Source organism: bacterium (genome assembly GCA_035945995.1).
Taxonomy (GTDB): Bacteria; Sysuimicrobiota; Sysuimicrobiia; order Sysuimicrobiales; family Segetimicrobiaceae; genus DASSJF01.
Window position 1 is genome coordinate 1 of record DASYZR010000093.1, and the last position, 12,009, is coordinate 12,009.

12 protein-coding genes and 1 pseudogene are annotated in these 12,009 nt (G+C 70.5%); 8 read left to right on the forward strand and 5 right to left on the reverse strand.

Going from position 1 to position 12,009, the window contains the following annotated elements; translation table 11 throughout:
- Positions 1–180 precede the first annotated feature (180 nt).
- Genes VGZ23_09755 through VGZ23_09780 form a run of 6 tightly spaced genes read left to right on the forward strand, consistent with a single transcriptional unit; the run spans position 181 to position 6,604 of the window.
- Positions 181–942 (forward strand): glycerophosphodiester phosphodiesterase family protein, encoded by a 762-nt coding sequence (locus VGZ23_09755; protein HEV2357878.1) that lies wholly within the window; start codon positions 181–183, stop codon positions 940–942.
- Positions 936–1,871: a sugar ABC transporter permease gene (locus VGZ23_09760; protein ID HEV2357879.1), complete on the forward strand. Its 936-nt coding sequence runs from the start codon at positions 936–938 to the stop codon at positions 1,869–1,871. Before VGZ23_09755 ends, VGZ23_09760 begins: the two co-directional genes overlap by 7 nt.
- Entirely contained in the window at positions 1,868–2,722 is an 855-nt protein-coding gene (locus VGZ23_09765; GenBank protein HEV2357880.1) for a carbohydrate ABC transporter permease, read from the forward strand. Before VGZ23_09760 ends, VGZ23_09765 begins: the two co-directional genes overlap by 4 nt.
- Before the next feature lie 17 nt (positions 2,723–2,739).
- Entirely contained in the window at positions 2,740–4,083 is a 1,344-nt protein-coding gene (locus tag VGZ23_09770) for an ABC transporter substrate-binding protein (GenBank protein HEV2357881.1), read from the forward strand.
- A gap of 5 nt (positions 4,084–4,088) precedes the next feature.
- Positions 4,089–5,657: a glycerol kinase GlpK gene (glpK, locus tag VGZ23_09775; GenBank protein ID HEV2357882.1), complete on the forward strand. Its 1,569-nt coding sequence runs from the start codon at positions 4,089–4,091 to the stop codon at positions 5,655–5,657.
- Complete coding sequence (locus tag VGZ23_09780; protein ID HEV2357883.1) at positions 5,654–6,604, forward strand: CehA/McbA family metallohydrolase; 951 nt, start codon at positions 5,654–5,656, stop codon at positions 6,602–6,604. Before glpK ends, VGZ23_09780 begins: the two co-directional genes overlap by 4 nt.
- Here VGZ23_09780 and VGZ23_09785 read toward each other — a convergent pair.
- Both VGZ23_09785 and VGZ23_09790 read right to left on the reverse strand, forming a co-directional pair.
- On the reverse strand, positions 6,601–6,921 hold the full coding sequence (locus VGZ23_09785; GenBank protein ID HEV2357884.1) for an HD domain-containing phosphohydrolase: 321 nt from the start codon (positions 6,919–6,921) through the stop codon (positions 6,601–6,603). The two genes, VGZ23_09780 and VGZ23_09785, sit on opposite strands and share 4 nt — an antisense overlap.
- A gap of 47 nt (positions 6,922–6,968) precedes the next feature.
- Positions 6,969–7,565, reverse strand: a pseudogene (locus VGZ23_09790) (GAF domain-containing protein).
- 47 nt (positions 7,566–7,612) lie between these two features.
- Between VGZ23_09790 and VGZ23_09795 the strand changes: the two are divergent.
- Entirely contained in the window at positions 7,613–8,437 is an 825-nt protein-coding gene (locus tag VGZ23_09795) for a Crp/Fnr family transcriptional regulator (protein HEV2357885.1), read from the forward strand.
- 44 nt (positions 8,438–8,481) lie between these two features.
- Here VGZ23_09795 and VGZ23_09800 read toward each other — a convergent pair whose 3' ends face one another.
- The 3 genes from VGZ23_09800 to VGZ23_09810 are packed head-to-tail and all read right to left on the reverse strand — an operon-like array spanning position 8,482 to position 10,415.
- Complete coding sequence (locus tag VGZ23_09800; protein HEV2357886.1) at positions 8,482–9,177, reverse strand: putative N-acetylmannosamine-6-phosphate 2-epimerase; 696 nt, start codon at positions 9,175–9,177, stop codon at positions 8,482–8,484.
- 17 nt (positions 9,178–9,194) lie between these two features.
- Positions 9,195–10,199 (reverse strand): BadF/BadG/BcrA/BcrD ATPase family protein, encoded by a 1,005-nt coding sequence (locus VGZ23_09805; protein ID HEV2357887.1) that lies wholly within the window; start codon positions 10,197–10,199, stop codon positions 9,195–9,197.
- 12 nt (positions 10,200–10,211) lie between these two features.
- Positions 10,212–10,415, reverse strand: coding sequence for a hypothetical protein (locus VGZ23_09810; GenBank protein ID HEV2357888.1), 204 nt, complete (start codon positions 10,413–10,415; stop codon positions 10,212–10,214).
- 287 nt (positions 10,416–10,702) lie between these two features.
- Between VGZ23_09810 and VGZ23_09815 the strand changes: the two genes are divergently transcribed.
- The coding region (locus tag VGZ23_09815; protein ID HEV2357889.1) for a hypothetical protein at positions 10,703–12,009 on the forward strand (1,307 nt) is incomplete at its 3' end.

The following is a 12,009-nucleotide window of genomic DNA, read 5'->3' on the forward strand; positions in this document are numbered from 1 at the left end:
GCGGACGCCGCGGCCGGGGAGCCCGCCGGCGAAGACTCCACCGTGCCCCGCGCCGGCCGGGGCCGCCGCGGCGCCCGGAAGAAGACCGGCTCGGGGTCGCAGTGATACCCGCCGCTTTCTTAATTCAAGAGCTACACTCCGATTAGAGGATTTCACCTTCCATAGTGTATCTTGACTGAGGTGAGCGGGTCCGCGGATCGCTGGCAGCGTTTCCGTCCCGGCGGACGCCGGCTCGGTGTCGCGCACCGGGGCGCACCGCGCGAAGCCCCCGAGAACACCCTCGCCGCCTTTCGCCGCGCGCTCGAAGCGGGCGCGGCGGCCGTCGAATGCGACGTGCACCGGACGCGGGACGGCCGGCTCGTCGTCATCCACGACTCGACCGTCGAGCGCACGACGGACGGACGCGGCCCCGTCGCCGCGTTCACCTTCGACGCGCTGCGCCGGCTCGACGCCGGCCGCTGGTTCGCGGAGGCGTTTGCGGGCGAGCCGGTCCCGGCGCTCGAAGAGGTGCTCGACCTCGTGCGCGGACGGGTGCCGCTGCTCCTCGAGATCAAGAACGGCCCCGTCTTCTACGACGGCATCGAAGCGGACATCGCCGCCGTCCTGCGGGGCCGCGAGATGGAGCGTGCGGTACTGGTCATGTCGTTCGATCACCACGCGGTGCGGGCGATGCGGGCGGTGGCGCAGGAGGTCGCGACGGCCATCATCTACAGCGCCCGGCTGATCGACGCGCCGGCGGCCGCGCACGCGGCCGCCGCCGACGCGCTGTGTCCGGCGTGGAACTTCGTGACCGGCGATCTGGTGGCGGAGGCGCACGCCGCGGGACTCGGCGTTTTCCCGTGGACCGTCGACGACGAAGCGACGATGCGGCGCTGCCTCGAGTGGGGCGTCGACGGCGTCACGTCGAACGACGTCCAGCTCCTGACCCGGGTGATATGTTAGAAGCCGCCGCGGCCCGTCGCCCCGCGTCCTCCCGGGCCGCCCGCGCGCTACGGGTCCGCGCCTGGCGTGAGCTCGGCTCGGCGCTCGGGTATCTTGCCCCGTCGCTCGCGGTGTTCGTCGTCTTCGTCTTCTATCCGCTGGTGCGCAACGCCCAACTCAGTCTCTACGAGACGGATCCGTTCGGCGGGCTCGGCGTCTACGCCGGCGCGGGCAATTACGCGCGCCTGTTCGACTCCCCCTCGTTCCTCAACAGCCTCCGCGTGAGTTTCCTCTTCGCCTTGTACACCGTGCCGGCCGGCATCGCGGCGGGGCTCCCGCTCGCCCTGCTGGCCAACCGGCGGCTACGCGGCATCGTCGTGTACCGGACGGCCTACTCGTTCACGATCGCGGTGAGCATCGCCGCGGCGGCGCTCGTCTGGGACTGGCTGCTCGATCCCAATGTCGGCATGTTCAACTACCTGCTGAGCCTTGTGCACGCGCCGGCGATCGGCTGGCTCACCGATCCGCGGTGGGCCCTCGCCGCGGTGGCCGCCGCCACGGTATGGAAGGACCTCGGATTCAACGTGGTCGTGCTGCTCGCGGCCCTCCAGGGGGTGCCGGAGGAGCTCGTCGAAGCGGCGCGGATCGACGGCGCGGGCCCGTGGGGCGTCTTCCGCCACGTCGTGGTTCCGGCGATCTCCCCGGCGCTCTTCTTCCTCGGTGTCGTCGCGACGATCAGCGTGCTGCAGTCCTTCGGGCAGATCCACATCCTCACCCAGGGCGGGCCGGTCGAGTCGACGAACGTCATCGTGTACTCCATCTACCGCAACGCCTTCTTCAACTTCCGGTTCGGCCTGGCCGCGGCGCAGGCGATGGTGCTGTTCGCGCTTGTGCTGATGCTCACGGCCCTTCAGTTCACGGTGTTCGAGCGCTGGGTGACGTATCAATGAGCGGGGCCTCCCGCGCCGGCGGCCCCCCCGTCTGGCGCGGGGCAGGCGGGGTGCCGGCGCACGCGGGGATGATCGCGCTCGCGCTCGTGGTGCTATTCCCGCTGCTGTTTGCGGTGTCGACCAGTCTCAAGCCGGCGGCCGAGATCGACCGGTACCCGCCGACGCTCTGGCCGCACGCGCCGACGCTCGCCAACTACGCCGACGCCCTGGCCAAAGCGCCGCTGGGACGCTTCCTCCTGAACTCGGTCGTCCAGGCGGGCGCCGTCACGCTCGGCCAGCTGCTGACCTCGGCGCTCGCCGCATTTGCCTTCGCCTTCATCGACTTCCCGGGGCGGCGGGCGCTGTTTTTCGCGTTCCTGGCCACGCTGATGGTGCCCGTCGAGGTGACCTTGATCCCCAACTACCTCACGATCCGCGCGTTCGGCTGGCTCAACAGCTACACGGCGCTCGTGGTGCCGTTCCTCGCCACCGCGTTCGGCACGTTTTTGCTGCGCCAGTTCTTCCTCACCATTCCCCGCGAGCTCGCCGACGCGGCACGGATCGACGGCTGTTCCCGCCGCCGATTCCTCTGGACGATCGTGCTGCCGCTCGCGCGGCCGGCGCTCGCGACGCTGGCGATCTACACGTTCCTCTCGACCTGGAACCAATACCTGTGGCCGCTGCTCGTCATCAACTCCACGGCGATGCGGACGGTGCAGATCGGGCTCGCGCTGCTGCAGGCCCAGGAGGTCGTGTCCTGGGGACTCGTGATGGCGGGGGTCGTGATCATCGTGCTGCCGACCGCCGCCGTGTTCGTGCTCGGCTACCGCCACGTCGTCCGCGGACTGACGGCCGGCGCGGTGAAAGGATGACAAAAGGAGGGAGCGGCATGGCGATGAGGGTGACGAGACGGGCGGTGCTCGGGGGCGCGGGGGCGGTGACGGCCGGGCTGGCGCTCGGAGGAGGACGCGCCTCCGCGCAGACGCCGACACGCATCGTCTTCTGGCATTCCATGGGGGGTGGGCTCGGCGAGACCGTCGTGCGCGCGTTCGTCAGCCGCTTCAACGCGTCCCGCCGGGACATCCAGGTGGACGCGCAGTATCAGGGCAGTTACGACGATGCCGTCAACAAGCTGCGGGCGTCGATCCAATCGCCGGCCGTGCCGGCCGTCGCCCAGGTCTACGACATCGGGACGCGGTTCATGATCGACAGCAAGGGCGTCGTCCCGATGCAGGACTTCATCGACCGCGAGAAACTCGACCTCGGCCAGCTCGAGCCGAATATCCTCGCCTACTACCGCGTCGGCGCACGGCTGTACTCGATGCCGTTCAACACGTCGAGCGCGATCCTCTACTACAATAAAGATCTGTTCAAGAAGGCGGGGCTGGACGCGAACCGGCCGCCGCGGACGTTCGAGGAGATCGAGGCGTTCGCCAAGCAGCTGGTGCAGAGCGGGGCGACGCGCTCCGGCATCTCGCTGGCGATCTACGGCTGGTTCTTTGAGCAGCTGCTCGCCCGGCAGGGGGCGCTGTACGTGGACCACGGGAACGGCCGGGACGCGCCTCCAACCGCGGTGGTTTTCAACCATGAAGAAGCCGGTCCCCGGATCCTGGAGTGGTGGGCGCGGATGGTGAAGGCCGGTGTGGCGACCAACCCGGGCCGGCCGACCGCGGCGAGCCAGCGGGCGTTCGCCGCCGGGCAGACCGCCATGACCTTCGACTCGACCGCGGTGCTGCGCAGCCTGCTCACGCAGGCGGGCGGGAGGTTCGAGATCGGCACCGGGTACTTCCCCAAGCCGCCATCGGCGGCGAACGGGGGCAGCATCGTCGGCGGGGCGTCCGCGTGGATCCTCAAGAACCGGCCCCCGGCGGAGCAGCAGGCCGCCTGGGAGTTCATCAAGTTCATCACGGCGCCGCCGCAGCAGGCGGCGTGGTACGCCGGCACGGGCTATTTCCCGATCCGGCGGGACGCGTATCGCGAGCCGGTCGCGAGCGACACCCTGGCCAAGAACCCGCAGTTCCTCACGGCGATCAGCGAGCTCCGCAGCAGCCCGATCAACCGGGCCACCCAGGGCGCGCTCCTCGGCGTGTTCCCCGAGGCCCGGCAGCGCGTCGAGGATGCGATCGAGGCGGCGGTGCTCGGACGCAAGTCGGCCCAGCGGGCGCTCGACGATGCCGCGCGCGACATCGACCAGGCGATCGGAGTGTACAACCGGACGATGCGGATCTCGTAGCCGCCGTGCATCCGTCGGGCGCGGCGTGGCAGCCTCATGCCTATGTCGTCGGCATCGATCAGGGCACGACCGGGACACGGTGCATCCTGTTCGACCGCGAAGGCCGTCCCGCCGCGGCCGCCTACGCCGAGCACCGGCAGATCATCCCGCAGCCGGGGTGGGTGGAGCACGACCCCGACGAGATTTGGACGGTCACGGCGCGGGTGATCGCCGAGGCCCTCGGCCGCGCCGGCGTGGCCTCCCGGTCGGCCTCCGGGTCCCCGTCGCGGCCGCTGCTCGCCGCGCTCGGCATCGCAAATCAGCGCGAGACAATCGTGGTGTGGGACCGGGCGACCGGCCGGCCGATCTATCCCGCGATCGTCTGGCAGGATACCCGCACCCGCGAGCAGTGTGACCGGCTGATCCGGGACGGGGCGGCGGAGACGATCACCGCGCGCACCGGGTTGCCGGTGGCCACGTACTTCTCGGCGACCAAGCTGGCGTGGCTGCTCGACCACGTGCCCGGCGCCCGCGCGCACGCCGGCCGCGGCGATCTGTGCGCCGGGACGATCGACACGTGGCTGATCTGGTGGCTCACGGGCGGCCCGGACGGCGGGGTCCACGTGACCGACGCCACCAACGCCTCGCGCACGATGCTCATGAATCTCGAGACGCGCGCCTGGGACCCCGAGGCGCTCGCCGTGCTCCGCATTCCGCCGGCGATCCTGCCCGAGATCCGTCCGAGCAGCGGGCATTACGGGATCACGCGCCGGGACGGACCGCTCGGCGCCGCGGTCCCGGTGTGCGGCGCGCTCGGGGACCAGCAGGCCGCGCTCGTCGGCCAGGCGTGCTACCGGGCGGGCGACACCAAGAACACCTACGGCACCGGATGCTTTCTGCTGCAGCACACCGGCCGCGCACCGGTCCGCAGCGCCGCCGGGCTGGTGCCCACGGTGGGCTATGCGTTCCCCGCCGACGTGGCCTACGCGCTCGAGGGTTCGATCGCCATTGCCGGCGCGGCGGTGCAGTGGCTGCGCGACGACGTGGGCATGATCCGCACCGCCGAGGAGACGGCCGGTCTCGCCGCGTCCGTGCCCGATGCCGGCGGCGCGTACTTTGTGCCGGCGTTCTCAGGGCTCTTCGCGCCCTACTGGGACATGACGGCGCGGGGGATCATCGTCGGGCTGACGCGCTACGTGACCCGCGCGCACCTCGTGCGGGCGACGCTCGAAGCGATCTGCTACCAGACCCGCGACGTCGTCGACGCGATGCAGCGCGACACCGGCCTGCGGCTCCCGGCGCTGCGCGTCGACGGCGGCGCCTCCCGCAACGACGTGCTGATGCAGCTCCAGGCGGATCTGCTCGGCGTTCCCGTCGTGCGGTCGGCCGTCGCGGAAACGACGGCGCTCGGCGCCGCCTACGCCGCGGGGCTCGCCCAGGGCGTGTGGGACTCGCTCGACGCGGTCGGCCGCCACTGGTCCGCGGACCGAACGTTCGAGCCGCACATGCCGGCGGCGGAGCGGGACGCGCGCTACGCCGGCTGGCGGCGCGCCGTCGAGCGGTCGCGCGGCTGGGCGCAGGAGGCGCGGGACTGAGCCGCCTCCTCAACCCCTTCGCGCGGCCGGGACGCTGGTACCGCGGCGTCTGGCACTGCCATACGACGGAGTCCGACGGGGCCTGCTCCGTGGAAGACGTGGTGGGTTGGTACGCCGGACGCGGCTACGATTTTCTCGCCCTGACGGACCACAACCGCATCACCGCCGCGCCCCCGTCCCTCGCGCAGGCGCCGGGATCGGCGGCCGCGGGAGGCGTCCCCGCGGCGCCTCTGGTGCTCGTGCCTGGGATCGAGGTGGACGCCGGCCGGTCCGGGGTCGGCACGTCGTTTCATCTGCTCGGCATCGGTCTTCGCGTGATGATCGATCTTCCCAGCGACGCGGCGGCCCGTCAGGCGATGCCGGTGCAGGCCGTCATCGACCGGCTCCGCGCCGCCGGGGCGGTCGTGTTCGTCGCGCATCCCTATTGGAGCGGGCTGGTGGCCGAGGACCTGATACCGCTCCGCGACGTCGCCGGGATCGAGGTCTACAACGCCAACACCGACGTCGACATCGGCAAGGGGCACAGCGGCGTGCACTGGGACGACTGCCTGACCCGCCGCCGGCCGCTGTGGGGGGCGGCCAACGATGACGCGCACTGGCGGATCGACGATCACGGGCGCGGCTGGACGGTGCTGCGGGCGGAGACCCTCACGCCCGAGTCCGTGACCGCCGGACTCGCGACCGGCGCGTTCTATGCGTCCACCGGCGCGGCGCTCGACGACGTGACCTTTGACGGCGACACCGCGGTGGTGCAGATCGCCCCGCCCGGCGCCCGCGAGGTGCGGTTCATGTGTGATCATCGGTGGGGCCGTCGCATCCGGGCGGACGGCCCGCCGCTCCGCGAGGCGTCCTACACGCTGCGCGGGCGCGAGCGGTATCTACGGATCGAGGTCGTGGCCCCGGACGGCGGGATGGCCTGGACGAATCCGCTGTTCGTGGAGCGCTAAGACCGGCGGCCGCCGGGAGGCCCATCGGACGCCGCAGAGACGGAGGGGCCGTCCTCGCCGCGCTCGACCACCGCACAGAAGACCGCGGCCACCCGCGGGTCGAACCGCGTGCCGGCGCAGCGTCTGATTTCCTCGACCGCTTCCGCGTGGGTGCGGGCCGGCCGGTACGGACGGGTCTCCGTCATCGCTCCGTAGGCGTCCACCACGGCCAGGATGCGGGCGCCGAGGGGAATCGCCTCGCCCCGCAGTTTGTCCGGGTAGCCGGTCCCGTCCCACCGTTCCTGGTGATGCCGGACGAACTTGGCCGCCCCACGCATCCGTTCGACGGAGTTGAGAATGTTTTCTCCGAGCACGGGTGCTGCTCCATGACCGCCCACCCTTTCGCCGTGAGGATGGTCGGCTTGCGCAGCACCGCGTCGCTCACGCCGATCTTGCCGATATCGTGCAGCCGGGCGGCCCAGCGAACGTCCTCGATGTCCTGCGCCGAACAGCCGAGCTCACGGGCGACGCGGGTGGCCAAGGCCACCATCCGCGCGCTGTGGCTCGCGGTATAGGCGTCGCGCGTCTCGATGGCGTGCGCGAGCGCGATGACCATCTGGACGTACGCGTCCTGGAGGCTCTGGTAGAGCGACGCACGCCGGATCGCGGTGCCGGCGACTTCGGCGATCCCTTCGAGCAGTCGGGCCTCCGCGGCGGTGAACGCCGTCCCGCCCGACGCCTTCAGGCGCGCCACGCACAGCGTGCCGATGATGCCTTCCTCGGAGCGCATCGGGACGAGCGCGAGCGGCCCGACCGCACGATACTCGTCGCGCTGCGCCAGCGCGCTTCGTCCTTCGCGGCTGAAGTCCGCGGTAACCAGCGGTACTCCCGTGTCGACCACGCGCCCGGAGAGCGTCCCGGCGCTCGGGAATTTCGATCCGGAGCGCTCCGCAGCGATCCCGGCGGTGTACGCGCGCGTAAACCCCTGACGGTCCGGGGTCTATTGACGCGGCGGACGCGCCGGCTCCGTTGACGCTGGCGTGTCTGTACCGGCGGACGCGGTTTGACCCCGCCATGCTCCGGCGCATCATCCAGAACCACGCGAAGGTGATCGCCGGCGACCACGTGTATGTGAGCCTCAGCGCCATGTTCCAGAACATGGCGCGGGCGGATCTCCAACGGTTCCTGGCGTCGGCAACGGAGCGCCGTGTGGGCGCCGGGGGGTTTTATTTTCACCAGGGCGAGCCGTCGACCCATCTCTATGTGCTGACGGAGGGAGAGGTCAAGCTGGTCCGGACCGACCCCGACGGGCGGAGCGCGATTCTCGGGGTGGCGGTGCCGACCGAGCCGTTCGGCCACGTTGGTGCCCTCGGAGGGACGCCCCGGACGGCGTCGGCGCAGGCCGTTCAGGATTCCCGCGCGCTGGCGTGGGATTCCGCGACCGTGCTGCAGGCAATGCTGACCGATCCGGGGCTGTCCTTGAACACCATCCGCGTGCTGGCGCACGAGATGCAGCGCGAGCGCTATCGCGCGCAGGATCTGGCAACCTTACCGGTCGAGCAGCGCCTGGCGCGGTTGCTGTTGCGGTTCGCGAGATCCCTCGGCCGTACGACGGCCCGCGGGGGAGTCACGGTCCGGCTTGCCCTGTCGGGACAGGATCTGGCCGACATGATCGGGACGACCCCGTATACGGTGAGCCGGATTCTCGCCGGCTGGCGGCGCGCGGAGATCGCGGACGTGCGCCGCGAGCAGATTGTCGTATTCGACCGGAAGCGCCTCGCCGCGGCCGCCGGCGTGCGGCGGGCAGGAGCGGCACCGGCGGTCCGCCGGCGCGGGCCGAGGGTCGACCGCTAGGTCGCCGGCCGGGCCCGGGGTTCCGTCGCCGCCGGCACGGTGCGTCAGCCCGCGGCCTCGACGGCGCGGGCGAAGCGCTCCGTGATCGCCTGCGGCATCGTGATCGCGCGGCCGACGACGACGGCCCACGCTCCCGCACGCCTCGCGGCCGCCGCGTCCTCGGGGGTGTGAATCCGTCCCTCGGCGATGAGCGGGACGGACAGCGCGGCCGCGAGGTCCTCGACGAGCTCGAGATCAGGACCGGCCAGTTGCCGGCTGTGCGGAGTATAGCCCGCCATGGTCGTCGCCACCACATCGGCGCCGGCGGCTTCGGCCGCCATCCCTTCGTCGCGCGTCGACACGTCCGCCATGACGAGCACACGGCACTCCGCGTGGAGCCGTTCGATCAGGGGCCCGAGCGGCTCGGCGTGCGTCGCGCGCTCCCGCGTGGCCTGCACGGCGACGATTGCCGCTCCCGCCCGGGCGACGGCCTGCCCGGCTTCGAAGGTCGGTGTGATGTAGACCGGCGAGCCGGTGCGCTGCTTGAACAGACCCACGATCGGCACCCGCACCCGCGCCCGCGTCGCGGCGACGTCGTCCGGCCCGTCGATCCGGATCCCGGCGGCGCCGCCCAGCACCGCGCACTCGGCGAGCGCCGCGATGATGTCGGGGCGGCGAAGGGGGCTCGGCGCGGGCGCCTGGCACGAGACGATCAGGCGGCCGCGCAGGGAGGCGAGGAGCGGGGGGACGGAGGGGCTCACGGCGCGGCGCCGGCGGTTCAGACGCCGGCCGGCACGCCGGCCACGCGCATTTGCCAGGTGGCCGACAGCAACGCGAGAATCTGCGGCCTCAACTCCACCCCGGCGGCCCGCATCGCGAGCAGGACGCCGCCGACGGCCGGCGCGAATTGCGGCGGAACCAGTACCGCAGACGGCGCCAGGCGGGCCAGCGCGCGGCCGAGGGGCCGGAGGACCGTGGGGCCGGCCTCGAAGACTCCGCCGACCGGCCCGACCGGGACCGGTCCTTCCGGCCACTGGAGCTGGGCGATCACCGCGGCGACGAGGCGGGCCAGGGCCGCGGCGCCTTCCTCGACGAGCTCCCGTGCCACCTCATCGTCCTCGGCGGCGGCCCTGGTGACGGCGCGGGCGAGCGTGGCGATGCGGGACCGATCGATCCGTCCTTCGTAGAAGGCCATCGGGACGTCGGCGAGCGGCATCCCAACCGCCTCCGGCAGCCGCGCGGTCAGGATGGTGGAGCGGCCGGTTCCGTCGCGGGCGTGCAGGGCGGCACGCACCGCGCCGCAGCCGAGGGCGAAGCCGCTGCCCTCGTCGCCGAAGATGTATCCCCAGCCGCCGGTCCGGGCCTGCCGCCCGCCTGGGTCTTCACCGAACGCGACCGATCCGGTGCCGGCGATCACGATCACGCCGGGCCGCCCGGCCAGCGCGGCGGACCAGGCGATGACCGCGTCGTTTTCCACCAGGACGATGGCGGCGCCGAGCGCGTCTTTGACCACCTCACCGAAGACGCGGGCCTGCTCGGTGCCGCGCGTAATGCCGGTCATCCCGAACTGCGCCGCCCGAAACGTCATGGGCCCGAGGCCCGCCGCGGCGAGGGCCTGGCCGACGGCGCCGGTCACGGCCCCCCGCGCCCGGTCGCGCCCGCCCGGCGCCAGAATGTGATTGCTCGGGCCAGAATGCCCGATGCCGACCACCGCGCCGTCCGAGGTGGCCACGGCGCAGGTCGTGCCGGATGCACCGCCGTCAAGGCCGAGGAAGTACTCCATCGCGGCGCGACGCTACCGGCGGGCGAAGAGCACGGCGAGCATCAGGGTGATCCAGGTGCCGAGCATCAGCGTGACGAGGCGGAAAAAGACGGCGTCGATGTTGCGATCGAGGTCGCCGAGGCGTCCCTCTATCGCGATGAGGCGCCGGTCGACCTGTTCGTAGGCGCCCTCGAGATGTGCCAGGCGAATTTCGATGGCATTTGTCCCCATCGGCATCCCTTCTTCCACCCGACCGTCGCGTGCTCCCGCCGCGCGACAATTGGGACGAGCACGAATATCATACCAACATGACGGACAAACTCCTGGGAGCATGCGGTGGGGGCGGCCGTTGAACTGTCGAGTGCAGCGTCTATAGGACCTTCGACCGACGCGGGCACTGCCGAGGCAATGGTAGAGTGGGCACGAAGATCGTACCTCCCGGCCAGCGATGATAAACTCCCGGCACCGGCCAAGGCGACGGGCGCGGAAGCGATCCGGTTGGGCTCAGGCGGGGGTCAAAGACAATGTATGCAACGGCGATCTTCGCGCTTATCGTCTTGTGGGCGGTCGGCCTCATCGCGGTGCTTCATGGAACGATGTGGAGAATGATCCTCGCGGTCCTCGTCTCCTCCGCGGCCTTGGTCGTCACGGTGGGTACTGGCCTTACCCTTGGCGAGGGGCACGCCCCGCCGGCGTTCTTCATCGGAGCGCTCTGCTTCGCCACCGTGACGTTCGGCCTGCTCCTCGGGCTCGTCTGGGCGACCGATCGCCGCAGTATGTTGTGGACCACGATCTTCGCGGTCCCTGTCTCCTTAGTGGTCGGGTTCGTCATGATGTGGCTTCCAAATGACCTTGACTTTTTCCTCACGCTTCCCACCGGAGCGTTCGTCCTCGCCGTCATTCTCGGCCTTCTTCTCTGGGCGATCTACCGCCGCCGAATGCTGTGGACTATGATCTTTGCGGTTCTCGTCTCTGTAGTGATCGGGTTCATCGTGCTCCCTTTTGGCCTGAGAGGACTTTCCAAGCTCACACGAATTTACTTCGCGGGTGCGCTTCCGACCGGGGTCTTCTTCTTCGTCGCCACGCTCAGTCTCTTACTGGGTCTGGCCCACTACCGCCGGAGAACACCCCGGCCTAGTCCACCGGCGCCATCAGGTCCATCGGGGATTGTCCGCGCGCCGTTGTGGAAGATTTCCCTGCTCGCGCTCGGCGTAGGAGGTGTCGTCGCTGGTTGGGGAGTCGGCTACGACAATGCGCTGAGATCTGTGGGTAGTCCGAGCGCGGTAGCGGTGAATCCCCAGGGGACTCGGCTGTACGTGTATGACTCAACGGCCTACGCAGTGTCCGTTATTGACACCGCAACACACCGGAGAGTAGCCGTTCTGCCAGTTCCCCACGAGTTCGGTACCCTCTTTGAAGACTTACCGGACGCTCGACTGTATCTGCTGAGCCCTCCCTGGACGACAAGAGGCAAGCAAACGGTGACGGTCATTGACATGACGCGCAACACCATCCTCGGCACGGTGGAAGTGGAGAATGCCGCCCCGTCAACGCTGCAGGGCGGTCTTTACGGCATCAAACGCTCGCTCGGAGATCCGCGGGACTTCTCAAACACGTTCAACCTCTCCAGCGTCATCGAGCTGGTGGATACGACTCGTAGCAAGCGGACGGTTATCCCCGACGGTCCAGCAGTCGCGACCGACCCCTCCGGCAGCCGAGTCTACGTAGGGTATCGCAATTCCCTTATGTCTCCGTCGCCCGAGACGCCCAGGACGCTGGACGTCGCCGTGCTGGACGCCACGGCCGGGTACAAGCTCGTCCGGACAATTCG